Source organism: Paenibacillus artemisiicola, assembly GCF_017652985.1.
Taxonomy (GTDB): domain Bacteria; phylum Bacillota; class Bacilli; order Paenibacillales; family Paenibacillaceae; genus Paenibacillus_Z; species Paenibacillus_Z artemisiicola.
This window is the reverse complement of the sequence record NZ_JAGGDJ010000032.1, coordinates 26,347-51,667: the sequence shown is the minus strand read 5'-3', so window position 1 is coordinate 51,667 and position 25,321 is coordinate 26,347. Positions and strand designations below refer to the sequence as shown.

Genomic DNA, 25,321 nt, shown 5'->3' with positions numbered 1-25,321 from the left:
ACATGAAATCGGGCCGCCGCGCGACCGTTTCGCGACCGGAAGCCCATGCCGTATCCCGCTTTGGGCGTGTTGGCGAAATATGGGCAACAGTGGTAAACTAAATTACAACTATGGACGGACCGCAGACGGGGACGGAAAACGACGAAGCGAAGGGGAATGGGATGAACCGGACGGAACTGAAGCAGGCGGCGCGCCTCGCGGCAAGGGAGCTGCGCGACGGGCTTTCCGAGAACGGGCGAATGGCTTGGGCGGACACGGTGTGCCAGCTCGCCGTGGATTGGATCCGCCGGCGCAACGAACGGGGCCGGCCGGTATCGAACGTCATGGCGTACGTGCCGTTCCGCTCCGAGCTCGACACGACGCTCTTGATCGAATGGTGCTGGCGCACGGGCTTGCAGGTCGTCGTGCCGCGCGTCGTACGCGGGGACCGCTCGATGGAGCTGTATACCATCGAGGCGTGGGACGAACTGGCGCCGGGGGCCTACGGAATCCGCGAGCCGGATCCGGCCACCGCGCGGCGCTGCAAGGCGTCTTACGTGCCGGACGTCGTGTTCGTGCCGGGGCTGGCGTTCGACCGGAACGGCGGACGGCTGGGCTACGGCGGCGGTTACTACGACCGGTTTCGCGACCGGCTCGAAGCGCAGACGCGGCAGGCGGGCGATGCCTTGCCGCCGTGGATCGCCCTCGGGTACGGGGCGCAGCTCGTGGACGAGGTGCCGATGGACGCGCACGACGTCCGCGTCGACGCCGTCTTGACGGAACGCGGATTTACGGGAGGAACGCAGCATGGATTTGACGCATTTTAACGACCAGGGACGCGCGCGCATGGTGGACGTGTCGGACAAGGACGTCACGGCCAGGACCGCCGTGGCCCGGACGACGGTGACGATGGCCGAGGAGACGCTGCGGCGGATCAAGGCCGGCACGATCGGCAAGGGCGACGTGCTCGCCGTGGCGCAGGTGGCGGGCATCATGGCGGCGAAGAAGACGTCGGACTGGATTCCGATGTGCCACCCGCTGCCGCTGACCGGCGTCAACCTGGCGTTCGGCGATAACGGCTTAAACGAACTTTATATAGAAGGAACGGTCAAGACGACCGGCAAGACCGGCGTGGAGATGGAAGCCCTGACGGCGGTGTCCGCAGCCGCGCTGACGGTGTACGACATGTGCAAGGCGCTGCAGAAGGACATGGTCATCGGGCCGACGATGCTCGTGTCGAAGAGCGGCGGCAAGAACGGCGATTATCGCGTTAACGGCGTTTAACTTTCATGTGCCGTACGGCATGGGAAGGCTAACATATTGCGATTGGGGGAGATGCGAATGCGGTGGAAAGTGGCCTTGCTCACGGCAAGCGACAAGGGCTCGCGCGGCGAGCGCGAGGATACGAGCGCGCAGGTGATCCGCGAGCTCGTCGAGGAAGAGCTGAGCGGCGAAATCGTCGATTATCGGATCGTGCCCGACGAGCAGGACGAAATCATGGCGGCTTTGATTGAAATGACGGACTATTTTCAAGCGGACCTGGTCATTACGACGGGCGGCACCGGGCTCGCCCCCAGGGATTTGACCCCCGAGGCGACGCTGAAGGTCGTCGACCGGATCGTGCCGGGACTCGCCGAAGCGATGCGCCTCGGCGCCATGCAGCGGACCCGCCGGGCCATGCTCTCGCGCGGCGTGTGCGGCATCCGCGGGCGCTCGCTGATCATCAACCTGCCGGGCAGCCCGAAGGGCGTGCACGAGAACCTGATGGCCATCATGGACCAGCTGCCGCACGCGCTCAACATCTTGTCCGGACGGACGGGAGAGCACGCCGAATGAGCGGGCTGCGGACGCGGCTGAAGGAAGTGCCGGTGCGGGAAGCGGTCGGCCTCGTGCTCGCGCATGACTTGACCCAGATCATCCCGGGGCAGTTCAAGGGACGCCTCTTCAAGAAAGGGCACGTCGTCGCGGAGGCGGACATTCCGAAGCTGCTCGACATCGGCAAGGAGCACATCTATATTATGGAGCTTGCCGAGGGCGAGCTGCACGAGGACGACGCCGCGGGGCGGATGGCCCGGACGCTTATGGACGACGGGCTGCTGCTGACGGAGCCGCACGAAGGCAAGGTGGCGGTCAAGTCGGCGCTGGCCGTGCCCGCGCTGGCCGTCATCGATCCGGCCGTCGTTTACGCCATTAACGAGCTTGGGGACATCGCGCTGGCGACGCTGCGGACGGACGCCGTCGTCAAACCGGGCGGCCAATTGGCGGCGACGCGCGTCATCCCGCTCGTCGTGCCGGAGGCGAAGGTGGCGGCCGTCGAGGCGATCGTGGCCGATTACCGGGCGCGCAGCGGCGGCAAGGGGCCGCTCGGCCTGAAGCCGCTGCGCAATTTCCGGATCGGACTGCTGACGACGGGCGGAGAAGTGTACTCGGGACGCATCGAGGACAAGTTCGGCCCGGCGGTCCGGCGCATCGTCGAGGCACTCGGCTCCGAGGTCGCCGAGCAGCGCTTCTCGCCGGACGACCGACAAACAATTGTCAAGGAAATACACTACTTCCATCGGCAGTCCTATGATATGATTATCGTAACCGGCGGAATGTCCGTAGACCCCGACGACCGTACGCCCGCCGCCATCGCGGAAGCGGGCGCGGAGATCGTCAGTTACGGCACGCCGATGCTGCCGGGGTCCATGCTCCTCATGGGCTACCTGGACGGAACGCCCATCATGGGTCTTCCGGGCTGCGTGATGCATGATCCCTATACCTCGTTCGACGTGTTGCTGCCCCGCGTGCTCGCGGGAGAGACCATTACGCGAGCGGATATCGTATCCATGGGCTACGGCGGCCTGCACGTCCGCTGAAGTCCGATTCGGAGCATGAAGCATTCGTGTAGTTGAACATGAAGGAGGTTAATAGCTATGTTTAGCGGAATCGGCGTTACCGGCTTTCTGCTGATCGCGCTCGTGGCGCTGCTGCTGTTCGGACCTAACAAGCTGCCGGAGCTCGGCCGGGCGTTCGGACGGACGCTCAAGGAATTCAAGGCCGGCGCAAGAGATATGATGGATGACGACCATCAGGACCGCAAGGATGCGGGCAAGCGGGTGGAAGTGAACCGTACGGAAGATCGCGTCGACGACAAGCGGCTCCCAGAGTGAGTGGGGCCCGCTTTTTTTCTTGACCGGGGCGTTTAGCATGCGCGAACCGCGTCGCCCGGAATTGGCGGCGCCGGACGAAGCGCGATAAGAGAGGTGACGGTTAACGGTGGCCAACCTGGATTCGGCCGATGCGAAGGAAACCCTGCGCGGCGATAAAATGATGACGCTCTTCGACCACATCGGCGAGCTGCGGCGGAGAATCATCTTCGTGCTCGTCTTCCTGGTCGCCGGGATGATCCTCGGGTTGTTCCTCGCGGACCCGGTCTACAACTACCTGGTGAGCCAGGATCCGGTGAAGGGCATGAAGCTGAACGCCTTCTCCCTCTGGGACGGCATCGGCCTCTACATGAAGTTCGCGCTCGTCATCGCGCTCGTCTTCGCCCTGCCGGCCTCGGCGTACCAGCTGTGGGCGTTCGTCAAGCCGGCGCTCGGACGGAGGGAACAGCGGGCGACGCTCCTGTTCGTGCCGTTCGTCCTCCTCATGTTCCTCGTCGGACTGGCTTTCTCGTACTACGTGGTCTTCCCGATGGCGTTCAATTTCACGACGGACGTCGCGAAGCATCTGAACCTCGAGGAGACGTACGGGGTCATTCAATATTTCTCGTTCCTGTTCAATATTCTCATTCCGATCTCGCTGCTGTTCGAGCTGCCGATCGTCATCATGTTCCTGACGAAGCTGCGCATCCTGAACCCGATGCGGCTGAAGAAAATGCGGAAGCTCGCATATTTCGTGCTCATCATCGTCGGGGTCGTCGTCACGCCGCCTGATTTCATCTCGGACTCCCTGGTGGCGGCGCCGCTCATCCTGCTGTACGAGATCAGCGTCATGCTGTCGAGCATCGTGTACAAGAAACAGCTGATCGCCGACAAGGCGTGGGAAGAAGAATACGGAACATAACCGAAACCGGCGAAAGCCGGTTTTTTTCGTTGCGCGGCAACCGCCGCCGCGGGCAAGGGGAGGGCTTGTAAAATTCCTATGAAATCGGCCGCGAAAGACTTGAAATCCCCGAAGGACTTCGGTATTATTAGAAATGGTTATTAGCACTTAACGAGTGCGAGTGCTAACAATGGTGTTGTCCAACAATTAACAAGGAGGCTATTTTCATGATCAGACCTTTGGGTGAACGCGTATTGATCGAACCAATCGCGAAGGAAGAAACGACTGCAAGCGGCATTTTGCTGCCTGACACGGCTAAAGAAAAGCCGCAAGAAGGCAAAGTTATCGCCGTCGGCAGCGGCGCGGTTAAAGACGGCGCGCGCATTGCGCTTGAAGTCAAGGAAGGCGACCGCGTCCTGTTCTCCAAATACGCCGGCACCGAAGTGAAGTACGAAGGCAAAGAGCTGTTGATTATGAAAGAAAGCGACATCCACGCGATTTTGGGCTAAGCCGCGGCTTTGGCTCCACATACATGGTAAGCTTCGTTTTACTTAAATCAACCAAATCAGGAGGTTATCAACGATGGCGAAAGACATTAAATTCGGCGAAGACGCGCGCCGCGCGATGCTGCGCGGGGTCGACGCCCTGGCGAACGCAGTAAAAGTTACCCTCGGTCCTAAAGGCCGCAACGTGGTGCTCGAGAAGAAATTCGGCAGCCCGCTGATCACGAACGACGGCGTGTCCATCGCGAAAGAAATCGAACTGGAAGACGCGTTCGAAAACATGGGCGCCCAGCTGGTTAAAGAAGTCGCGACCAAAACGAACGACGTTGCGGGCGACGGCACGACGACCGCTACGGTCCTGGCGCAAGCGATGATCCGCGAAGGCCTGAAGAACGTGACGGCCGGCGCTAACCCGATGGTAATCCGCAAAGGCATCGAGAAAGCCGTTCGCGCGGCCGTCGAAGAGCTGAAAGTCATCGCGAAGCCGATCGAAGGCAAGCAATCGATCGCGCAAGTCGCTTCGATTTCCTCCGCTGACGAAGAAGTCGGCCAGCTGATCGCGGAAGCGATGGAGAAAGTCGGCAACGACGGCGTTATCACCGTCGAAGAATCCAAAGGCTTCATCACGGAGCTGGAAGTCGTCGAAGGCATGCAGTTCGACCGCGGCTACCTGTCCCCGTACATGATCACGGACACGGACAAAATGGAAGCCGTGCTCGACAACCCGTACATCCTGATCACCGACAAGAAGATCTCCAACATCCAAGAGATCCTGCCGGTGCTGGAGAAAGTCGTGCAATCCGGCAAGCAATTGCTGATCATCGCGGAAGACGTCGAAGGCGAAGCGCTCGCTACGCTGCTCGTTAACCGTCTGCGCGGTACGTTCACGTGCGTGGCCGTTAAAGCTCCTGGCTTCGGCGACCGCCGCAAAGCCATGCTGGGCGACATCGCCGCTCTGACCGGCGGCCAAGTGATCACGGAAGAGCTGGGTCTCGAGCTCAAAGCGACGACCGTGGATCAACTCGGTTCCGCTCGTCAAATCCGCGTAACGAAAGAAAACACGATCGTCGTCGACGGCGCAGGCGTGAAATCCGACATCGACGTGCGCATCAACCAAATCCGCGCGCAGCTGGAAGAAACGACGTCCGACTTCGACCGCGAGAAGCTGCAAGAGCGTCTGGCTAAACTGGCCGGCGGCGTAGCGGTCATCAAGGTCGGCGCGGCAACGGAAACCGAACTGAAAGAGCGCAAGCTCCGCATCGAAGACGCCCTGAACTCCACGCGCGCAGCCGTGGAAGAAGGCATCGTGTCCGGCGGCGGTACCGCGCTCGTGAACGTATATGCAGCCGTATCGGCCGTTAACGCGGCCGGCGACGAGCAAACGGGCGTCAACATCGTGCTTCGCGCGTTAGAAGAGCCGGTTCGCACGATCGCGGCGAACGCGGGCCAAGAAGGCTCCGTCATCGTCGAGCGTCTGAAAAAAGAAGACATCGGCATCGGCTACAACGCCGCTACCGGCGAATGGGTCAACATGTTCCAAGCCGGCATCGTCGACCCTGCGAAAGTAACGCGTTCGGCGCTGCAAAACGCGGCTTCCGTCGCGGCGATGTTCCTGACGACCGAAGCGGTTGTCGCGGACAAACCGGAAAAAGACAAGCCAGGCATGCCTGATATGGGCGGCATGGGCGGCATGGGCGGCATGGGCGGCATGATGTAAGCCGCTGGCCAAAACCCAGCAATAGCAAGGAAAACGGGGCCTTTTGGGCCCCGTTTTTTTTATTCCCCCACGAAATCCTCACATTTCTTGCACACGCGAGGTGGGAAGGATGTCTTTGAAATGGAGATTTACCTTCTCACCGGCATCTTGTTTCATCTTATCTGTGACGTGTGTGTAAATCTGAAGTGTGGTTTTGGGATCGTCATGACCAACTCGCTGCATAATGGTCGGAAGGTCGACACCGGCTTCGGCGAGCATACTGATGTGTGTATGGCGGAAGATATGTGAGGTTGCTTTTTTTCGAATGGTGGTTTTGGAGATTATTCTTTCTAAGCGACGATTCACAGTCTTTTGAATGGTGGGGTAACCATCCTCATTGCAAAATAAGAACTTTTCATCGTGATAGTCTGGACTGAAGTGCATGACGCTCATTCTGATTTTCCGCTGCCGCTTGATCCGTTCTTTAATCATATTCATGATGCTCGGATCGAGATCTACGGTTCGAATCGAACGTTTTGTTTTAGGTGGGGTTAACTCATACTGCTTCGCATTATTGTCTGGATTATAAAGCGTCTTGGTTATTCGTACCTTATTGAAATCAAAATCAAAATCGGTTTCTTTTAAAGCAACCATCTCTCCACTACGCATACCCGAGAAGGCCATTAAGTAAAACATCTCTCTATCATCAGGTAAACCGTGTTTAACTACTGCCTCCAGCAACTCGGTCAACTCACTTTTCTCAAAATACTTTTCCGCGATCGGATTATTTTCAATTTCCTCAACAGTCATTGTTTTTATTGGTATTGTTGCGCCACTGGCAGGATTATCTTTAATGAATTTTTCTTTGGTGGCGTATTTGTAAATCAAGTTGGCTGTTACATGCACTCCCTCCATATGAGACCTTGAATATCCTTGATCGAATAGCTTGTTTAGAATTAATTGGTGTGCACGATGAGTAATTTTATCGATGTTCTGTTCACCAATAAATTTGTTTAGAAGGGTAATTGAATTCTTGCGATTTCGGATAGTGCTTTTTTTTACATTACTGCGCGAATAAACCTCCATCCAATTTTCGGCAACTTTGTTGAAGGGGAGATTTTTGATCATCTTAATATTAATGCCATCCATTAACGAAGCTATCACATCGTCAACGCGCGCTTCCGCTTCTTTTTTGGTATCGCCGCGACGTTCAATTTGATTTCGTTTTCCAGTGACCGGGTCGGGAGGGCCGTCTTTAATGCAGATCCATTTATAACCCTGTTTATTATTTGCTTGAATTTTCTTAAATGACGCCATCCGTAAAACCTCCATTCTGGATATGAAATCGAACATCAAGAAGAAGGGCATCTTCAATATCTGAGATTCGCAGTACCAGGCGATTGATTAATTCAATGTCGATGCTTCTTCCGTCTAGATGCAAACTATGTTCTTGGGCAAAGGCAGCCACTGTGGGCATATGTACGCCTATATAATGTTCCTTATCTTTACGACGTGTAAAAGCACTGAGCGGCACTGTAACGGCCGTCAAGTCATCATAGGTATCTTCAAGCTCCAACCGCTCAAAAGGGCCGCTGAGCGGAATATAGAGCGTCTTTTGCCATATATTATCGGATAAGCCGGACCAATCAAAAATCATCCACACAGGCGTTAGTTCACCGTAATAACCACTTTCCGTATAAATGACTCCTATTTTAGCCATTTGCCGTCATCTGTTTCTTTGTCTGTAACTGCCGGTTCAATTGCTCCAGGATGACCATCGTTGAAGCACTGTATGTTGAATGTGCCATAGAACGTGAGTGATGAATGAGGCGCCGATCGTAACGTTCTTGTTGAATGCGCCGATTGATTTGATCCATGCGCCTCTCAACGACTCGTAGTGGAAGAACGAATTCTTCTGATATGGTTTTTAGTAAATAATCACGATGCTGAATCGAGGTAAATTCCTCTAACATGTATATGGGCATAGATGCGTACAGCTGAAATAGGCTTGCTTGAGCTTCCTGTAGCTCCATGAACATTTGGGGCATATGTTCCTGGTTACCGGAGTGCTGCAATGGATGACAGAGTTCATGGAAAAACACCTCACGTCGATGCTCTTCACTGAGGTAGTCATTTAGAAATATAAATCCGAACTCTCCATCTTCCCAACGTGCGAAGGATGGACCTACATATGTGCGAACCTCTATTCCCCAGATAGCTGCAATTCGTTCAATATCAATATCATCGGCATAAAAAATACCGTTCTCACGATAAAACTTATTAATCCACTTTTCAAGATCTGTTTCTTTATATAACGTTAAGTCGATGTAGTCCATTCTCAATCCTCCATTACAGGAACGTATGTTCTGTTTTGTGGTGAAAATTAATAGCCCTAGACTGCGGGGCTATTTTTTAATTCTAAATTGAAATGCATGTTTCATGTAGTGCATGCCATTAACTACTACCTCAAATTGATTGTGGCTTTCAATTACTCCACCTGTATCATGAAGTTTACCATCTTGCCAGACCTCAACGTGAAGTTTATTTATGAAAGCATCATTTATGACACGCTGCTTCCTGGTAATCACTGATACCTTCAAGTAAGCGATCAATACCACAATTACCAGCCCAATGACAATAGAGGTCACTATTTCTCCTCGCGTTTCTTTTTACCTAGTCGATAAGCTTCAACTGCGGCCCTGGCGGCTGCATCAGCTATTGCAAGTTCTTCCTCTGTATATTTATCAGCCCCGCCAAAAAAAGCACTGCCTTCCTTTGCTGGATCTTGCTTAGTCTTCTCGGTAGCAGTTTCAGACACCCCGGGTGCAGGATCATCGGTTCTCCCAAGTAGAAAGTCAGATGTAGTTTTTAACACATCAGCTAAGTCACTCAGCATTTCGTTATTTGGAGTACTGTACCCAGTTTCATAATTGGATATTGTCGTTTTCTTGGTATTAACCATCTCCGCAAGCTTTTCTTGAGTTAGCTTCAATTCTTTACGCCTGCTTCTCAATCTTTGGGATAACATTCATTCCATCCCACCCGTCCTAATAAAGTTCAATTATATTGTACTTCAAGCCAAACTCTAATTAAATAAAGTCCAAGATAATCAAACATTTATATTGACGTCCAAAATACTTGGATATATAATCGGATCATAAGTTCAAATAACTTGGATATGAGGAGCGAGAAAGTGACTGATAAGAAAAACAAAGAACTAATTGCTGCTCGCAAAGCAAAAGGCTGGACCCAAGAAGATATGGCGCTGAGATTAAAATGTACTAAATCGACGATCAGTAACTGGGAGAACTTCGTTTCTCAACCACCGTTAGATGTTGCACTTGAGCTAGCTGACTTGTTTGGCGTCGATGTTTGTACACTGTTCTCACGACATAAAGTCCAAGAATCTCATACATTGACTGCATGAAAGGTAGTGACAGTATGTTGAAATTCGAATTCGACTATGAACAATTACAGGGCATTATTAACTCGGCTGTAGATTCTGCTCTAGAACGGCATTCGCTTATGAACACGTTACCACCAATTCTTAATAGGACTCAATTCATGGAACTTCTTGATATCGGTGCTACAAAGGCTGCCGAACTTCTGAATCGCGAAGATTTCCCGGTTATTCGCGAACTGGGGCATCCAAGAATTCTAACTCATTTATTACTTCAATGGTGCGAGGAACACACAGAATGGATTAAAGATAACGCTGGCCGATCCGCTTATACAACGAAGCAAGTAAAGAAACTTCGTCGAGCGCTGTAATGGTGTAGCTCAAATTTCAAAGGGGTGTAATAGCTATGAATCAAGCTCCACAAGCAATTCCTCCGCATCTCATGAATGATCGTTATTGGAAAGGAACTCTGCATCTGTTCATGAATCACGGGAAACTGAGCCGGTTCCTGACTGACGAATTCATCGACCTCCAATCCGCTCGCATTGCGGGAGATAAGCTGAAACGCATATCCGCCCCATGGTCGCAAAGCGAAAAGTTTCTGTTGAATCTGGCGCTCCATCTTTTCAATGAACGGCATAAAGTAAATCTCTCAGACATGGATTACTTGGATCCTCATAACAAGTCGCTGGCCTTTGAAGCACTTAGGCTGCGCTTCGGCTAAAAAAGAGGGCCCGCCGCCAACGAGGACGACGGGCCAAGAGGAATGTTGTTGGCACCTAAATTGTAGCAAATTGGAATGTCACATATCGCTCGCTCCTTGTGCCAATTTGTCACAAAGCCAGTCGTTCCTGTGGCCAATCTGGCACAGAATCCACTACATATGTGACAGGAGAGGAAGCCATGTCATTCGGACAGGCCTTGAAGGCGTATCGCCTCACTAAGAACATGACCCAAGCGCAGTTTGCATCCACGTATGCGCTGGATCGTACGCAGCTATCACGCGTGGAAAACGACGAGAGGGAAGCGACGATCCAAATGCGTCAGCACCTATCGCGATCTTCCTGGCGGATGGCCCTTACGATCGCGGACGAGGAGACGGACGGCTTCATCAGCAACATCCTGAAGGACGTCCCGAACCTCGACTTGCACCCGGCAGCGTTGAAAGACATCTTGCTGAAAGAGCTCGATGAAGCGGAGTCAGCATTGGAGGCGCTCATTATGGCAAAGCACATGGACCCTGAGAAACGCCGGAAATCGGCGGAACGCGTATACCTGGAGCTACGGGATGTCAGCCAAAAGGCGGCCGTCATGCAGGGCGTGCTGGAAGAGGAATTCGCGCTTGATCGGAAGCAGCTCATTAAGCGGCACGAGATGGAAGTAAAGAAAGGGGAGAGGTAGACATGACGCGGGAACAATTGGCCGCCGAGGCTCGGCGCGCCGGCAGAAACGCCGTGCACAACTTGAAGTGGATGCGGGAGTATCCGAATCGCTACGAGCCGGATAAGCGATCGGAGATGGAAGCTTACCTGTTGAAGATGATCCAATTTGCTCGTTATGAAATAGAAAATGCCCGCCGGCCAGGGCGGACATCCGAAAGATCCCGGGTAAGGGAACTCTTGTTCTCTATTTTATCATTGCGAAAGTATTTGTCAAAGGGGGACATGCCAATTGGATAAGCAAGCTTGGACACAAGAACTTCTGTGGGTGCAGCGCAACAGCAACGGCGTGATTATTGGCGTGCGGGAAGTGGTGCCCCCGCAAGGGGAGATTGTTCCCGTCGTACCGCGCAAGGACACTGGCCGGCCCGCGGCCAACGTGATTGGGGATTAGCAAGACGACAAGGGCATTGCCCTTGTCGTCGGGGGATTCGATGTAAGCGAGATCCCGACGATGGCGAGAGGGTGAGCACGTGGATCTAACCAAAGAGCTGCTTGCCTTCACGGATTGGCTCGAAACAAATCCGTTGGAACCATCCGCACAAACTTTGTGGATGCATCTCATGATGATTGCAAATAAGAGCGGATATCCAGAGTGGTTTGCCGTGGCCAATCCCCTGTTACAGGCGAAGGTAGGCATTTCCGAAAACACATTAGTTAAACATCGCAATTATCTGATTCAGAAAAGTCGAATCGACTACAAGCCCCAAGGGAAGCAGAAGGCGGGGAAATATCAAATCATCGGTTTTACCTCAAATAATGAGGTAAGTCGTGAGGTAAATCCTGAGGTAAGCCATGAGGCAAAGTATGCGGTAAACCATGAGGTAAAAGGTGCGGCATTATTTAATTATCTTTCTTCTTCTGCTTCATCTTCCGCATACGAGTCGTTTTACGCAGCTCATAACCGGATATTCGGGTTTCCATGCAATCCGTTTCAAGCGCAGATGCTGGGGAAGTACATCGACGAGGATGGGCTTGAAGAGGCCGTCATTATTCGGGCGCTTGAACGAGCTGGAGCTGCTTCGACGGGATACAACTTCAAGTTCATAACCCGAATTCTTGATGACTATTTCCACTCGGGCGCCCGGACGATCGACCAGGCAAAGGCCATTGATGATCAGTTCGAGGCTCGGAGGTTAAATTCGAGTTCGTTGCAGGCTGCGCGAACACCAACGAAGCCGAGAAAGAGTTTTGCCGAAATGGCGAGGGAGGGGTAATCATGACGCTCCAGGAAGTCGGCATGCTGTTTGACAAGATTGTGGGCTTTTATCCGCAGTTTGCCGGAGACCTTGTCAAGATGCGGTCATGGCACGAAGTACTGGGGGATACGCATTTCGATCAGGCGGTAAAGAGTCTGGTGCACTACGCGGCCAAGCCTGAAAGCAAATATCCGCCGCATCCGGGCGCATTGGTCGCGACGGAGTCTGCTGAGGGTGAGCTTTATCACGCATTCATGCGCACGGCCGGCAGGGCTGCTGTCGATGAGAGTAGCCAAATCCAAGCTACCGGAGTTCCGCCGACCGCGGATCAACGACGAAAGGTGCGTGAGCTGCTTGCATCTCGACTTCGCTGATATGCCCCTGTTCTACAACCTGGATGCTGAGCGTGCGGTCATCGGGTCAGTCTTGATCGAAAATGACATGTTCGATGTGGTCGATGCGATTCTGCCGTCCGATGCGTTTTACGATCCTGCGAACGAGAGAATCTATGCTGCTCTCCGCGAGCTGCGCGAAGAGGGAGAGCCGATCGACTTTGTGCTCTTGACGGGAAGGCTGGGAAGCGCTGACTTGGCTGAGATCGGCGGCATCGGCTACTTATCCAGGCTTGCTTCCAGCGTGCCGAGCGAAAGGAATGCCGCGTACTACGCGAACGAGGTCAAGAAGACTAGTCTGCAGCGATTGGGCTACAAGTTGATTCGAGATCTTCATGATTCATTGCTGGAGGGTGCAGCCCCCGACATGATCGCCGCGCAGCTTGATCAGGCCGCCGCCATCATGCTCGATCATACGGCAAAGGGCAATGATTTCAAGCCAATGTCCGAAGTCATGATGGACACTTACGAGCAAATTGAAAGCCGGGCTATGAGCCCGCGTGCTGATGGGTTGACGGGCGTTCCCTCCGGATATGGCGATCTCGATAAGATGACGGCAGGGTTCCAGCGGCAGGACTTAATCGTTGTCGCCGCGCGGCCATCGGTCGGGAAGACGGCACTAGCCTTGAACATTGCGCAGCATGCCGGCATTAGGGCGAAGGCGAACGTTGCCGTGTTCAGCCTAGAGATGTCGGATACGCAGCTTGGACAGCGGTTCCTAAGTGCAGAAAGCAATATCGATGCGACTCGCTTGCGAACCGGAAAGCTGGAATCGGACGATTGGGACAAGCTCACCTTTGGAGCCGGACCACTGTCAGAGTCGCAAATTTACCTGGATGATACACCGGGAATCTCCATATCCGAAATTCGCGCGAAATGCCGCCGCCTCAAGAAGCGCTTGGGCCGCCTGGACTTGATTCTGATTGATTACCTGCAGCTGATTACGCTGAAAGGGCGACGGAAGGAGAATCGCCAGCAAGAAGTGGCCGAGATTTCGCGTATCTTGAAGCAGATCGCCCGCGAGCTTGATGTTCCGGTCGTGGCGCTCTCGCAGTTGAGCCGGGCAGTCGAGCAGAGACAGGACAAGCGGCCGATGATGTCCGACCTTCGGGAATCTGGTTCCATCGAGCAGGATGCCGACATCGTGGCGTTCCTTTACCGGGACGATTACTACGACAAGGAAACCGAGAAGAAGAACATCATTGAGATCATCATTGCCAAGCACCGGAACGGGCCGGTCGGTACGGTGGAGCTGGCGTTCCTGAAGAACTTTAGCAAGTTCGTGTCGTTGGATCGGCACCATACCAGTTAGGGGGAGAATGAATTGACCCAGTATGAACAGAAGCACGCTCTTATTAAGAAGGCTATTCAGAATTGCCATGCAGGAATAGAACTCGTTGCGTTGACCGAAGACAATCGTTTTGCCGGCATGCTCGACGGCCAATTAAAATCCTTTGTTGTTTCACCATTCTGTAATGCAGCGTATACGTGGTGCAGTTCGGCGGGCAGCATCTTAGACCGCGGCAGCCTGGGAGGTATTTCTGAACCTTACCATTTTGTAGACGACGTAATTGGAGGCCAACTGGAATTGGTTTTTGAATGAAGAAACTGAATTGGTAAGTACTTTTTGAATTGGGTATACTTCTTTGACCGTTTTTGATATTTTGACATTAATATTGAAAAACGGGACGGTGGGAAGTATGGCCTTTCATAATCTTCACCCTGGAGATGTTATAGACAATGTTCGGTTGGTTGAGCTATTTCAATGTTCAGAGCAAGGAGGTATGCGGAGATCGCTGAAAACAAATTCCCTTGTAATAGTCTCCAACCATCTTAAATCTACGTATGACGATCGATGGTCCGGTGAGGTCTTTCATTACACAGGGATGGGGCAGAAGGGGAACCAAAGCTTGGATTTTATGCAAAACAAAACATTAAACGAATCAAGAACGAATGGAGTAAATGTCTATTTGTTCGAGGTCTTTAGAGAGAAAGAATATACCTACAGGGGGCGGGTTGAATTAGTTGATTCACCTTACACGGAGGAGCAACTGGACAGTGATAAAAGCTTAAGGACGGTATGGATTTTTCCCGTAAAGCTCAAAGATGAGGCCCTACGATTTTATCCTTCCACTGAGATTCTTGATGAAGTTAAAGTGCATCAGGACAAGCAGGCAAGGAGATTGTCATCCGATGAGCTTAGAGAGCGGGCTCTACATTCTCGAAAGTCATCGACCATGATGCAAAATACGGTGAATGTTTTTTACCGGGATCCATATGTCTCGGAGTACGCAAAACGAAGGGCTAACGGGCACTGCCAGCTATGCGGGGATGTAGCTCCCTTCCATAATAAAAAAGGCGAACCATTCCTTGAAACGCATCATGTCAAATGGTTATCGAGAGGCGGGGAAGATACTGTTGAGAACACGGTAGCCCTGTGCCCTAATTGTCATCGGAAAATGCATGCGCTTGATCTTCAAACGGATGTACAAAAATTATTGCAGGTAGCTGGAGGCTGGCTCGTATGACAAAAACGATTGATGTCGTTGGTGCAGTCATCGTCGATGATCAAAAACGTATCCTATGTGCCAAACGATCAGAGCGAATGAGTATGCCCTTCATGTGGGAGTTTCCCGGTGGCAAAATTGAACAGCACGAGGAACCGGAGGCAGCTCTTGCCAGAGAGATTAGCGAAGAGCTAAATTGTCAGATTGAAGTCAGGGAGTTCATAACCGAGGCCGTGCATTCCGTTACGGCATTAAATATACGACTAAAAACGTATTATGCACGAATCGTAACGGGGATTCCCCAGGCTAGTGAGCACGAAGAGCTTAGATGGGTTTTAAAGGATGAGCTGACATCCTTAAATTGGGCGCCGGCGGATATTCCTACCGTAGAGATACTCCAAAAATCACATTAAAATACCCCTGGCATCGTTGGGGAACGGGGCACCAGGGGCGAACGCTTGTTTCTCTCTCAAATATACCATATGGAGAGGACGAGGGGAATGTTGGCAATGTTTGAACAGTTGGAGTTGTTCCCGTCGGTGACGGATATTGAAGTACGATTTACCAAGAAGCTGCTTGAGAGTTATAAGAAAATGCGGCTCCTGGTTAATGGCACGGAAAACACGACTCCAAAGTATTTAGAGGCCTCAAGACTTATTGGTCAAGTTGAACAAGCCGTGGGCCTTATCCTGGATGATGAAGCGAAGCGAATTGTTGAATTTCGGTTTCTTAAGGGAAATACCCATAAGGCAACCGTTCTCTTCTTCTCTGGAATGATGAGCGATAGTACCGTCGACCGGAAGTTAAATAAAGGGATCGAGTCGGTAGCTGAGACACTAAAGTTTTGGCATGAGTAAGGCTGAAAATGAGTGTAACCCGTGTGAATGGCGGGAAATAAATGAGTTTTGTTACAGGGTACAGTGGAATCACAAAGGAGCGATCATTAATTGCTCCGGGTGATACCTACTGTACCCTTATTATATGTAGGACTCGGCCATGCGGTGGGTCATCTGACCTTAGACGTTAATCGTCAAGCGTGTGGAGATGGGGCGGGGTTCGATACCCATTAAGTTTTTTATAACAGTTCATGAGTGGAATCATGGGCTGTTATGAGGGACTTACGCACAATGTATCCACTGGCCGCCGGTAGCGGCTTTTTGCATGAAAGGGGGCGTGACCGGTGCGCCATACAAAATCGAGGAAGTTGATTGGCGAACTGAAGAAGCTGCAACCGATTATGTGCCGCGGCTGCGTTTGGGGAAGTTGGGACGGAGTGAAGCAGTTATGTAGTAGGCGGCCATGCGTGAAAGGAGGAAAAGTGAAGTGATTGTTGCTGTGTGCGTGTTGCTCTACAAACGATTCAGAAAAAAGAAATGACTCGGGGATGCTTTCCCACGAGTCATTATTAACTTAACATAACCCCCAGGATATGACAAGCATTGGGGTTATATATGTTGTTGAAAAGGGACTAGCCCTTAAGCATAGTCCTCTTGGTTTTTAGCATTTTTCTTTGGTTTTTCTTCACTTGTTTTAATGGAGACCTTGTCCAAAAAATCAGGGACAAACCTTTCACTGAAACCGGAAATTATACCCAAAATGAACATTGATGAGAGGGAAGTTGCACTCAACATAGGTACAAGCTTAGATTTTATTAGTAAAATCACAATTCCACCGAATAGCAAACCCAAGAAAAGGCGAGCAACTCCTTGCAAAATGAAGGATCGTTTGGGAGCTGTTGAATCAATGTTAAGTTTATCAATCCGTTGAACGACCGAGATAAAGGAGCCGAGAACTCCGGCAGCACACCCTATGATAGCATGTGAGGTTTTAATATCTTGATGATAAAATCGAAAGTATGCTAGAAAGCAGATTAATGAAATTAAGATAAAAAGGATTGTCATAAATAAAAAATAAATCAATTTGGCCGATGCGTTTGCCCTGGCAAGTATAAAGTTTTCAATGTCTTTAAAATACTTCTTTGGATTTATGGGGGCAGTTGTATGTGATAAAAAAACAGCAGAAATTGCAGTGACTAGTTGAGTATTTGCTAATCTTCTTTGTTTACCAGAGAGTGTTACTTTAGCCATCGTAACTAGTCTTCTGTATTCAACATACGCTGGCTTACATTCGTCAGGCATTGATGTTTTGAAATGTTGAGATAAATCACCGTCAGGATTCATGTATATTTCAATAAATGGGCTACGGTGAATTGAAACTCGTTTATCCTTTGTTTGTTCAATAATGTAATTAGTAGTGGATTTAAAAATATTATTTACATCTTTTTTTGAATCAGCGTTAGCTGCAGCTGACACAAAACTTGACAGTATATTGGAACAACATTTGTTCCATAAAATTCTATGCACCTTTGTAAGCATTAAGCTTTGGAGATATAAAACTTTTGATTGGGCCTCTTTAATTTCTTCAGTTGGTTCATGAATGATCCAATTTAGAACATCGTCCCTCTTATAAATTGTAAGTTTCCGACTTTTGTAAACTCTTCTTCCTTTCTCTGGATGATTTACACCGTCGTCGGTTGTTGTATTGGTTGGAGGTGCATCTTGGTCCTCAGGAAACTCAGGTTCCTCATAAGGATCATCAGAATCATCAGAATCATCAGAATCATCAGGAAAATCAGAATCAGGAAAATCAGGCTCATCAGGAAAGTCAGGCTCATCAGGAACGTCGGGAGCGTCAGGGAAATCAGGTTCTTCTGGTAATTCAGGATCATCCTCATGATCAGAATTGTTATGGTTGCTCATGTCATATCTCCTTAAGGCGACTTTGTGGAACCTTCTATGCCATTATCTTGTATTGAGTCATATTATTCGTAATGGCTACTTTCCGAATCTCTCTATTCATGATTATTAGTATAACGTAGTACAAAAGTTCCAACAATTGCTTATTTGGTTATTTGTATTCTACGAGTCCCATCTATTGCGAAAGAATTTCCTCGAATCGAATTAGGTTTATGAGATAGCTATTAATTCATTATCGAGGTGGTGTATGTGAATGTTGTTCAGCCGATACGAGATCCTGCTGTAATCGAGGGAGTAAAACAATATCTTCGGATACGGAGCCTCAGGGATTACCTTTTTTTTTGTTTTGGCATATATAGCGGACTTCGGGTTTCGGATTTATTAATTATGAAAGTCTGGATGGTTCGCGGAACGCATGTGAAATTGATTGAAAGGAAAAACGCGCATGACAAGCGGTTTATTATTCATCCATCCATTCGTCAAGACTTGGATCGCTTTATAGCAGATAAAGATGATAACGATTTTCTTTTTCCGAGTAGACAAGTGAAGACGAAGCTGCGACTCCGAAAGCATCCAATTGATCGGAGCACGGCATACCGGATGCTGAATAAAGTCGCTAAAGAATTCAAGCTGAAAGAAATAGGATGTCATACGCTTCGAAAGACATGGGGCTACCAGCTCTACAATGCTGATCCGCGTAACCTAGCGTTACTAATGAAAATGTATGGACATCGCGATCCAGCCTACACATTAGACTATATTGGCATGACGCAAGACATGATGGACGCGGCGATTTCGCGGTTACGCTAATTTGAGCGCATCATAACTGTTCCTATGTGGCACTCATTATTTGAGTTGCGAATAAGGCTTGGCAGAGTAGGGAATTGACGATTTGTTGAGTGCAACAAAATATTCATTATGGTTCACTCAAGTACCAGAACTTAGGGGAAAGACAGCCAATTCGAGGTCTCTTCATTAACGAAGCAGACGAGGAGAAGGCGTTACTAATGACATAAAAACGTGAAAACCAACTCGAATATCGTGAAGGCGGTGAAATGACTTGTCAAGAGAGCGGAATCCATTGCGAAAAAAAGCGTTGAAGCTTTGGCTGGATAGCAATCGGACACTCAAGCCATCGGCTATTGCAAGCGCGCTCGGCATATCCAATGAGCAAGTGAGAAAGTGGAAAAGCGTTGATCGCTGGGAAAATCTCCCTCAAGGGCCGAGAAAACGGGGTGGTCAGAAGGGTAACCAAAATGCAAAAGGCAACAGAGGCGGTCCTGGAGGACCATTGAGAAACGAAAAGGCAGTCAAGCATGGCGATTATGCAACCATCTGGGACGACACCCTGGAAAATCTTGAACGTGAGCTGTTCTTCGAGGTAGATACGAATCCTGTCGGCCAACTGAACAATGAGATTCGCTTCCTCGATCTTCGTATTCGACGAGCACTTCAATTGCGGGCGAAAGCGCTCGAAGGCTGGGGCGGCGATACCGTGCAGACGACCAGTCAAATCGTTAGAAATAAGAAGCATGGAGAGATGCCAGAATTCGACGCTGAAGGTAGTTTGACCATGGTTCCAGTTCTTGAACCAATCTTGGCAGAGGTTGAACGAAAAGCGAAGAAGCATCCAGTGCTTGAACGTGTTCTGTCGATTGAAGAGGCGATTACGCGCATGCAGGACAAGAAGGCCAAGCTAATTGACATGAAGTTTAAGCTGAGCGCGAAGGCGCTGGCTGAAGAAGAAGCAGCACTTCGTATCAAGAAGCAGCAACTTGAAATAAAAAACATGGAAGAACAGGCGTGGTGACATGGCAAGGCATGCTATCCTTCATACATTCTATACCTCATTAAAATGGCGGAATTTTCGAATGGCGCTGATTCTAGAGCGTGGCAGCAAATGCCAACGATGCGGGCAGGCGATACTGCGTGCTGTCGATATTATTGGGCATCACAAAATAGAGCTGACACCGGAAAATGTGCATGATTACAACATTAGCTTGAACCCGGATAAAGTCGAATTAATATGCTACGACTGCCACAATAAAGAGCATAAGCGCTTCGGATACCAGGGGAACAAAGAGGTGTTCCTCGTGTACGGACCACCGTTTGCGGGGATGAAAGAATTTGTTCGGCAGCGTCTCACGCGTGGCGATTTGGTCGTAGATATGGACAGGCTGTACGAAGCAGTCTCTGGGCTACCATATTACGATAAGCCGGACAGCCTATTCGGCAATGTGATCGGTATACATAACCTGTTGATAGACAATATCAGAACAAGACTAGGCAAGTGGGGTACAGCATGGGTGGTAGGTGGATTTGCGGATAAGTTTAAGAGGGAACGGCTAGCTGATGAGATGGGAGCTGAGCTAATCTATTGCGAGATGAGCCGGGAACAATGCATGGCCTTGCTGGATGCTGACGAAGACAGATGGTACCGAAAGGCTGAATGGCAGGGGTACATTGACAAGTGGTTTACCCAATATTCGAAATAGATATGTTGGTAATATATAGATAAATGAGATATGATTAGTCATATTAATTTTGGGGGATGAGTAAGTGACAAGACCTAAAAGACTCATATTAACTAGTGCAGTATTAATTTTGATGTTTGCAATATTTTCAAACATTGTTGGAGCGGCAGCTGCTACAAAAGTCCCGATAGACGTAAATAGTAGTAATTCCGCTAAAGCTGGATTAACAGAAGCCGAAGCATATAAAATGCTTTATGAGGCTCAAGTAGACGCAAATGAAAAAATATTGAATACTGTTTATTGGTCTTTGGGGCTAGCGATCACATTAATTACTTTTCTCTTAGGTGCTAATTTATTTAACAATATTAGAGCAAAAAAAAATGAAACTGAGTTGCTATCTAGCCAATTTACTAACCAACTCGAAGAAATAAAGCTTACATTCTTATCTGATATAAAAGACGCTTCAATGAAAAATATTGAAACTGCTGTATCCCAGAAATTCGCTATTGTTGACACGAAGCTTTCGGTCATTTCCTCAGGTCTAATCTCTACTAAAGAAGCAGGAGAAAGCCTTGAGAGTGATATAAAGAATAATTATTTTGTTCTTAGTGGGAGAATAAACCAGCTGGAAGGGTTACATTGGAAAAGTAAAGGCGTTATGAATAATGTTGTTACATGCTATGTTGATGGTGTAGAGGAAATATTAAAAGGAGGAGGACATGCTAAACCATTATTAAGTGAATTAATAACCATAATGAATGAGAATCAAATAGGATTTTATCTTTCTATTCAAAGCGCCATACTTAGAATCATCAAAATGTTGAGTGCAAAAGAGGAATATTCAGTTCAGCTTGAACAGTTAAAAGAAATCCTTCAAAAGTATAAGTAACTCAAATACGCCGGATACGGCGTTTTTTTTATGCCTCCCCCTCTCAAAAAATGATGAGTTGAGTATCACTACCGTATAGGGGACACGTTTTTGGTACACGCTTAAAATTTCGAAATCGGTCGAGGTGAAAAATACGGTGGAAAAAAACGAGGTATATAGCCAAGAACGGGACAAGTTGCTCGAAATCTTCGCTGATGTTGACCCCTCCAAAAGCAAGCTGGTCTCCGGCCTGATCGATGATGCTGCGTTCCTTTCAGCGGAAAATCACGTCCTCCGGAAAGCGCTGGAGATTACCGGCATGGTGAAGATCCATCCCAAGAATCCGGACCTTCAGAAGCCGGTTGAAGCGGCGCGGCAGTACCTGAAGAACATCAATTCCTACGCCGTCATCATTAAGACGCTGAATGGGGTCCTGTCGAAGAATGAAACCCAAGATGATGATGAGTTGGAGGACTTTGAATGAGTTATTTAATCGAATATTTGGAGAAGTGCCGATCCGGCGAAATTCTCGTCGGGCAGGAGCTGCTGCAAACGTTCGAGCTCCTCCAGAAGAATCTGAACAACCCAGACATTCGGTTTGAAACGGCGGATGCGCACAAACGCATTAAGTTCATCGAAGAGCAGTGCAAGCACTACGAGGCGCCGTTTTCCGGAAAGCCCTTCAAGCTCATGCTCTTCCAAAAGGCGTTCATCGAAGCGATCTATTCGTTCAAGATGTATGACGAAGAGGTCGGCCGCTGGATACGCCTTCATCAAGATGTGCTGTACCTGGTCGGCCGCAAAAACGGCAAGACCCCGCTCGTCAGCGCGATTAATTTGGCCGAATTCTTCTGCGGGCCGGAAGGCATTAAAATCCTCTGTTCAAGCAACGATTATGAGCAGGCGGACTTAATGTTCCAAGCGATCAATGCCATGCGTGAGGAAAGCCCTTCGCTTGAAAAAGTAACGAGGGTGAATATCAAAGGCATCTTCTTCGGAAACCGAAAACGCGTGTCCCGCAAGGGGAAGTTCAGCTTCAAAAACAAGGGAAGCATCCGGAAGATTTCAGCGAAGACCGGCGCGAAGGAAGGCCGGAATATCGGCGTCGGCGCGGTCGATGAAGTCCACGAGATGAAAGACAATACGTCGGTCATGCCGATTCGTCAGGCTCTATCCACCCAGGATGAGCCTCTTTATTTTGAGCTGACAACTGAAGGATTTACCAATGACGGTTATCTCGACGGCCGGATGATTGAAGCACGCCGGGTGCTGAACGGGGAGCTGGATCGGCCGCGCTGGTTGATCTGGCTGTACACGCAGGACAGCGAAAAAGAAGTCTGGCAGGATGAGAAGACGCATGTGAAGAGCAACCCGGGCCTCGGAACCATTAAGAAATGGAGCTTCACGCGGCGCATGGTGGACGAAGCACGGACCAATCAGGAGATGCGGGCGTTCGTTCTGGCCAAGGACTTCAACATCAAGCAGAACAATGCAGCTGCCTGGCTGACCGATGAAGACATCACGAGTGAAGACGAATTTGACATCGAGGAATTCCGCGGGGCCTTCGCCATCGGCGGGGTTGACTTGTCCAAGTCCGGAGACCTCGCTTCTGCCCGGGCGCTGCTCATGAAGAACGGCAAGAAATACACCCTGCAGCGCTACTTCATTCCGGAAACGAAGATCCCGGCGCTCTCGAAAGAGGACCGCGTCAAATTTGAAGCCTGGTGCGCGAAGGACCTCATTACCGTATCCACCGGCAACGAGAACGACTTCCGGCATGTCACGGCTTGGTTTTACCGCCTGTTTCAGGACTACGGCATTCGTTTCTTCAAGGTCGGGTACGACAAGTGGTCGGCGGTCTATTGGGTGAAGGAGATGGAGGAGCTTGGATTTGATACAGTGCGCATCAGTCAGGATTGGGGCAGCTTAAGCGAGCCTATGAAGCTGGTACGGACGGACCTGCAAAGCAAGCTAATCAATTACAACCAGCATCCCATAGACCGATGGTGCTTGGAGAACACGGCCGTCGAGATGAACGGGAAGATGGAGATTCGCCCGGTCAAGATTCAAGGCAAGGACGACAAGAAGATTGACGGCACGCTGACGCTCATCTTCGTGTACAAAGTCTACATGGACAATCGGACCGAATTCCTTCAGCTGGTGAATGAATCGAGGTGATGACATGGCATTTATCGATAACTTTAAAGGGCTATTCACCAAAATCAAGGAAGCGACGCGGGCGAAGATGCTGAACGGGTATATCCCCATCTTCACCCAGTTTGGTCAGGATATTTATCTCTCCGATGTCGTGCAAAACTGCATCGCCGCGATCGCAACCGAAATCAGCAAACTCCAGCCGCGGCATATCCGGACCGATGATGCGGGCATGCAGTCGACGCCAACCGGTCCGCTTAACCGGCTCTTTAAATTCGCACCGAATCCGCTCATGACGACGCGCGAGTTTCTTGAAAAAGTGGTCTGGCTGCTGTATCTGAACGAGAACGCATTCGTGTTCCCCGTTTATGACGTAGCGCGGGATCCCACCGGCAACGAAAAGCGCATCTATCGCGCGCTCTACCCGCTGAATCCGACGCTCGTGGAGTTTTTGAATGACGAGCTCGGGAATCTGCTGATCCGCTTCACCTTCAGTTCGGGGACGGACTTCATGCTGCTCTATTCGGATGTCATCCATATCCGGAGGCGTTTCGGCCCAAACGATATGATGGGCGGCGGCGTGAATGGCGGGCCTGATCATGCGCCACTCTTGAAAGTGCTCCAGATTAATGACACCCTACTCCAGGGCTTGGAGAAGGGCGTCAAAACGAGCATGTCCGTGCGCGGCATCTTGAAAATCAATACCATGATGGATACGGATGGCCAGAAGACGGAGCGGGCCCGGCTTGAAAAGGCGATTCAAGACGGCGATTCCGGCATCATTTCAATGGACATGAAGGGCGATTACACGCCGCTGAACATCGACCCCAAGCTGATAGACAAAAGCACGCTGGATTTCCTGGACAGCAAAATCCTTCGGTGGTATGGCGTGTCGCTGCCGATCATCTCCGGCGACTATACGGACGATCAGTACCAGGCGTTTTATGAAAAGACGCTTGAACCGATTGTGCTCGGGCTCGGCCAAGCGTTCAGTAAGACGATCTTCACCACGCGGGAGCTGGACGTCGGGAACGAGGTCGTCTTCTACGGCAAGGACATGATGTACCTGTCCACTAATGCCAAGCTGAATTTACTGAAGACGGCCGGCGAGCAAGGGCTACTGACAGACAATCAGAAGCTCGCAATCATCGGCTACCCGCCGATTGAAGGCGGCGATCGCCGGACGCAGTCGCTGAACTACGTGGATACGCGACTCATCAACGCGTACCAGATGGCCGGCAAGAATACAACTGCAAAAGGAGGGGACGAGGATGCCGGAAAAACTTAAGCTGCCGCCCGGCGCGGTGAAGCGGAGCTTCGGCGTCAAGGACATCCGGGCCGTCGAGGACAGCACGAACATTGAAGGGCATGCCGCGGTCTACGGCCAGCGGACCACGATCGGGGATTGGTTTTACGAGGTCATCGAGCGCGGGGCTTTCGATGGCTGCAATTTCGATGACGTCTTGTTTTGTACCAATCACGATTTGCAGAAGATCCCGCTGGCCAGAAGCCGGCGCAACAATGCCAACTCTACAATGCAGCTGCAGACGGACGAAACGGGGCTTTACATTCGCGCGAATCTGGACGTCGAGAACAATTCGGAGTCCCGGTCTTTATATAGTGCAGTACAACGCGGAGACATCGACGGGATGTCTTTTATTTTTTTCATCGGATCGGAATCGTGGGAAGACCTTGATTCCAAAATGCCGACGCGGCGCATCTCCAAAATCAGCCGTGTCATTGAAGTCAGCGCCGTCAACTTCCCGGCCTATTCGGGAACTGACATACATGCTCGTGACCAGATCGCGTTGGATAACGCCGAAGAGGCATTGGAAAATGCCCGGTCGGCCCGGTTGGATAACTCGGCAGACGAGCTCGAAATCATGCGTCTCAGAACACAAATTTTATTGAAGGGCTAAGGTGAA

Annotated in this window: 35 protein-coding genes; 29 read left to right on the top strand and 6 right to left on the bottom strand. The window is 50.4% G+C overall.

Annotated features, from left to right (window positions below):
• Positions 1-161 precede the first annotated feature (161 nt).
• From I8J29_RS24720 to groL, 8 genes are all read left to right on the top strand, one after another.
• Complete coding sequence (locus tag I8J29_RS24720) at positions 162-806, top strand: 5-formyltetrahydrofolate cyclo-ligase (RefSeq protein WP_208850093.1); 645 nt, start codon at positions 162-164, stop codon at positions 804-806.
• Positions 787-1,263 carry a cyclic pyranopterin monophosphate synthase MoaC gene (moaC, locus tag I8J29_RS24715; RefSeq protein WP_208850092.1) on the top strand — a complete coding sequence of 159 codons (477 nt, stop codon included), beginning with the start codon at positions 787-789 and terminating at the stop codon, positions 1,261-1,263. The genes I8J29_RS24720 and moaC overlap by 20 nt, the downstream gene beginning before the upstream one ends.
• Positions 1,264-1,320: 57 nt before the next feature.
• The gene (locus I8J29_RS24710; protein ID WP_090644091.1) at positions 1,321-1,815 is read left to right on the top strand and encodes a MogA/MoaB family molybdenum cofactor biosynthesis protein; all 495 of its coding nucleotides are present in this window, start codon (positions 1,321-1,323) and stop codon (positions 1,813-1,815) included.
• Positions 1,812-2,837, top strand: coding sequence for a molybdopterin-binding protein (locus I8J29_RS24705; RefSeq protein ID WP_208850091.1), 1,026 nt, complete (start codon positions 1,812-1,814; stop codon positions 2,835-2,837). The genes I8J29_RS24710 and I8J29_RS24705 overlap by 4 nt, the downstream gene beginning before the upstream one ends.
• 57 nt (positions 2,838-2,894) lie before the next feature.
• Positions 2,895-3,131 (top strand): twin-arginine translocase TatA/TatE family subunit, encoded by a 237-nt coding sequence (locus tag I8J29_RS24700; protein WP_208850090.1) that lies wholly within the window; start codon positions 2,895-2,897, stop codon positions 3,129-3,131.
• A 157-nt stretch (positions 3,132-3,288) separates the two neighbouring features.
• On the top strand, positions 3,289-4,029 hold the full coding sequence (tatC, locus tag I8J29_RS24695) for a twin-arginine translocase subunit TatC (protein ID WP_090644442.1): 741 nt from the start codon (positions 3,289-3,291) through the stop codon (positions 4,027-4,029).
• Between the two features lie 206 nt (positions 4,030-4,235).
• Complete coding sequence (gene groES, locus I8J29_RS24690) at positions 4,236-4,517, top strand: co-chaperone GroES (RefSeq protein ID WP_090644098.1); 282 nt, start codon at positions 4,236-4,238, stop codon at positions 4,515-4,517.
• Positions 4,518-4,590: 73 nt separating this feature from the next.
• Positions 4,591-6,228, top strand: a complete 1,638-nt coding sequence (gene groL, locus I8J29_RS24685; RefSeq protein ID WP_090644101.1) for a chaperonin GroEL — start codon at positions 4,591-4,593, stop codon at positions 6,226-6,228.
• Between the two features lie 78 nt (positions 6,229-6,306).
• On the opposite strand, the gene I8J29_RS24680 is transcribed toward groL, so the two are convergent.
• The 4 genes from I8J29_RS24680 to I8J29_RS24665 all read right to left on the bottom strand — a co-directional run bounded on the left by I8J29_RS24680 (position 6,307) and on the right by I8J29_RS24665 (position 9,235).
• Entirely contained in the window at positions 6,307-7,524 is a 1,218-nt protein-coding gene (locus I8J29_RS24680) for a tyrosine-type recombinase/integrase (RefSeq protein WP_208850089.1), read from the bottom strand.
• Complete coding sequence (locus tag I8J29_RS24675; protein ID WP_208850088.1) at positions 7,511-7,927, bottom strand: hypothetical protein; 417 nt, start codon at positions 7,925-7,927, stop codon at positions 7,511-7,513. The genes I8J29_RS24680 and I8J29_RS24675 overlap by 14 nt, the downstream gene beginning before the upstream one ends.
• Positions 7,920-8,543, bottom strand: a complete 624-nt coding sequence (locus I8J29_RS24670) for an ImmA/IrrE family metallo-endopeptidase (protein WP_208850087.1) — start codon at positions 8,541-8,543, stop codon at positions 7,920-7,922. Before I8J29_RS24670 ends, I8J29_RS24675 begins: the two co-directional genes overlap by 8 nt.
• A 311-nt stretch (positions 8,544-8,854) precedes the next feature.
• Positions 8,855-9,235 (bottom strand): helix-turn-helix domain-containing protein, encoded by a 381-nt coding sequence (locus I8J29_RS24665; RefSeq protein ID WP_208850086.1) that lies wholly within the window; start codon positions 9,233-9,235, stop codon positions 8,855-8,857.
• A 165-nt stretch (positions 9,236-9,400) separates the two neighbouring features.
• Here I8J29_RS24665 and I8J29_RS24660 point away from each other — a divergent pair, with 165 nt between their 5' ends.
• The 13 genes from I8J29_RS24660 to I8J29_RS24600 all read left to right on the top strand — a co-directional run bounded on the left by I8J29_RS24660 (position 9,401) and on the right by I8J29_RS24600 (position 16,001).
• A complete protein-coding gene (locus I8J29_RS24660; RefSeq protein WP_256252995.1) occupies positions 9,401-9,634 on the top strand; it encodes a helix-turn-helix transcriptional regulator in 234 nt (77 codons plus the stop codon).
• 14 nt (positions 9,635-9,648) lie between these two features.
• Positions 9,649-9,978, top strand: a complete 330-nt coding sequence (locus I8J29_RS24655) for a DNA-binding protein (RefSeq protein ID WP_208850085.1) — start codon at positions 9,649-9,651, stop codon at positions 9,976-9,978.
• 35 nt (positions 9,979-10,013) lie between these two features.
• The gene (locus tag I8J29_RS24650; RefSeq protein WP_208850084.1) at positions 10,014-10,331 is read left to right on the top strand and encodes a hypothetical protein; all 318 of its coding nucleotides are present in this window, start codon (positions 10,014-10,016) and stop codon (positions 10,329-10,331) included.
• 179 nt (positions 10,332-10,510) lie between these two features.
• Positions 10,511-11,008 carry a helix-turn-helix domain-containing protein gene (locus tag I8J29_RS24645; protein WP_208850083.1) on the top strand — a complete coding sequence of 166 codons (498 nt, stop codon included), beginning with the start codon at positions 10,511-10,513 and terminating at the stop codon, positions 11,006-11,008.
• A gap of 2 nt (positions 11,009-11,010) precedes the next feature.
• The gene (locus I8J29_RS24640) at positions 11,011-11,286 is read left to right on the top strand and encodes a hypothetical protein (RefSeq protein WP_208850082.1); all 276 of its coding nucleotides are present in this window, start codon (positions 11,011-11,013) and stop codon (positions 11,284-11,286) included.
• A complete protein-coding gene (locus I8J29_RS24635; protein WP_208850081.1) occupies positions 11,279-11,440 on the top strand; it encodes a hypothetical protein in 162 nt (53 codons plus the stop codon). Before I8J29_RS24640 ends, I8J29_RS24635 begins: the two co-directional genes overlap by 8 nt.
• A 79-nt stretch (positions 11,441-11,519) precedes the next feature.
• Positions 11,520-12,263 (top strand): DnaD domain protein, encoded by a 744-nt coding sequence (locus tag I8J29_RS24630; RefSeq protein ID WP_208850080.1) that lies wholly within the window; start codon positions 11,520-11,522, stop codon positions 12,261-12,263.
• Between the two features lie 2 nt (positions 12,264-12,265).
• On the top strand, positions 12,266-12,619 hold the full coding sequence (locus tag I8J29_RS24625; RefSeq protein WP_208850079.1) for a hypothetical protein: 354 nt from the start codon (positions 12,266-12,268) through the stop codon (positions 12,617-12,619).
• Position 12,620: 1 nt separating this feature from the next.
• Complete coding sequence (gene dnaB, locus I8J29_RS24620; RefSeq protein ID WP_208850101.1) at positions 12,621-13,949, top strand: replicative DNA helicase; 1,329 nt, start codon at positions 12,621-12,623, stop codon at positions 13,947-13,949.
• Positions 13,950-13,961: 12 nt separating this feature from the next.
• Positions 13,962-14,240 carry a hypothetical protein gene (locus I8J29_RS24615; protein ID WP_208850078.1) on the top strand — a complete coding sequence of 93 codons (279 nt, stop codon included), beginning with the start codon at positions 13,962-13,964 and terminating at the stop codon, positions 14,238-14,240.
• Between the two features lie 97 nt (positions 14,241-14,337).
• Positions 14,338-15,165, top strand: a complete 828-nt coding sequence (locus I8J29_RS24610; RefSeq protein ID WP_476703916.1) for an HNH endonuclease — start codon at positions 14,338-14,340, stop codon at positions 15,163-15,165.
• A complete protein-coding gene (locus I8J29_RS24605) occupies positions 15,162-15,557 on the top strand; it encodes a (deoxy)nucleoside triphosphate pyrophosphohydrolase (RefSeq protein ID WP_208850076.1) in 396 nt (131 codons plus the stop codon). Before I8J29_RS24610 ends, I8J29_RS24605 begins: the two co-directional genes overlap by 4 nt.
• Positions 15,558-15,653: 96 nt before the next feature.
• Positions 15,654-16,001, top strand: a complete 348-nt coding sequence (locus I8J29_RS24600) for a hypothetical protein (protein ID WP_208850075.1) — start codon at positions 15,654-15,656, stop codon at positions 15,999-16,001.
• Between the two features lie 618 nt (positions 16,002-16,619).
• Here I8J29_RS24600 and I8J29_RS24595 read toward each other — a convergent pair.
• A complete protein-coding gene (locus tag I8J29_RS24595; RefSeq protein ID WP_208850074.1) occupies positions 16,620-17,903 on the bottom strand; it encodes a hypothetical protein in 1,284 nt (427 codons plus the stop codon).
• A 237-nt stretch (positions 17,904-18,140) separates the two neighbouring features.
• Here I8J29_RS24595 and I8J29_RS24590 point away from each other — a divergent pair, with 237 nt between their 5' ends.
• The 5 genes from I8J29_RS24590 to I8J29_RS24570 all read left to right on the top strand — a co-directional run bounded on the left by I8J29_RS24590 (position 18,141) and on the right by I8J29_RS24570 (position 21,726).
• Positions 18,141-18,710, top strand: a complete 570-nt coding sequence (locus I8J29_RS24590) for a tyrosine-type recombinase/integrase (protein ID WP_338113277.1) — start codon at positions 18,141-18,143, stop codon at positions 18,708-18,710.
• A 250-nt stretch (positions 18,711-18,960) separates the two neighbouring features.
• Positions 18,961-19,710: a phage terminase small subunit gene (gene terS, locus I8J29_RS24585; protein ID WP_276316331.1), complete on the top strand. Its 750-nt coding sequence runs from the start codon at positions 18,961-18,963 to the stop codon at positions 19,708-19,710.
• A gap of 61 nt (positions 19,711-19,771) precedes the next feature.
• Complete coding sequence (locus tag I8J29_RS24580) at positions 19,772-20,395, top strand: HNH endonuclease signature motif containing protein (protein WP_208850071.1); 624 nt, start codon at positions 19,772-19,774, stop codon at positions 20,393-20,395.
• Positions 20,396-20,459: 64 nt separating this feature from the next.
• Positions 20,460-21,263 (top strand): hypothetical protein, encoded by an 804-nt coding sequence (locus tag I8J29_RS24575; protein ID WP_208850070.1) that lies wholly within the window; start codon positions 20,460-20,462, stop codon positions 21,261-21,263.
• Between the two features lie 136 nt (positions 21,264-21,399).
• Positions 21,400-21,726, top strand: a complete 327-nt coding sequence (locus I8J29_RS24570; protein WP_208850069.1) for a hypothetical protein — start codon at positions 21,400-21,402, stop codon at positions 21,724-21,726.
• 5 nt (positions 21,727-21,731) lie between these two features.
• Here the strand turns inward: I8J29_RS24570 and I8J29_RS24565 are convergent, their stop codons facing one another.
• Entirely contained in the window at positions 21,732-21,944 is a 213-nt protein-coding gene (locus I8J29_RS24565; protein WP_208850068.1) for a hypothetical protein, read from the bottom strand.
• 33 nt (positions 21,945-21,977) lie between these two features.
• Here I8J29_RS24565 and I8J29_RS24560 point away from each other — a divergent pair, with 33 nt between their 5' ends.
• From I8J29_RS24560 to I8J29_RS24550, 3 genes are read left to right on the top strand one after another with little or no spacing between them, the layout of a single operon-like run.
• Positions 21,978-23,420, top strand: coding sequence for a terminase large subunit (locus tag I8J29_RS24560; RefSeq protein ID WP_208850067.1), 1,443 nt, complete (start codon positions 21,978-21,980; stop codon positions 23,418-23,420).
• Between the two features lie 4 nt (positions 23,421-23,424).
• Complete coding sequence (locus tag I8J29_RS24555; protein ID WP_208850066.1) at positions 23,425-24,684, top strand: phage portal protein; 1,260 nt, start codon at positions 23,425-23,427, stop codon at positions 24,682-24,684.
• Positions 24,668-25,315 (top strand): HK97 family phage prohead protease, encoded by a 648-nt coding sequence (locus tag I8J29_RS24550; RefSeq protein ID WP_208850065.1) that lies wholly within the window; start codon positions 24,668-24,670, stop codon positions 25,313-25,315. The genes I8J29_RS24555 and I8J29_RS24550 overlap by 17 nt, the downstream gene beginning before the upstream one ends.
• Positions 25,316-25,321: the final 6 nt, after the last annotated feature.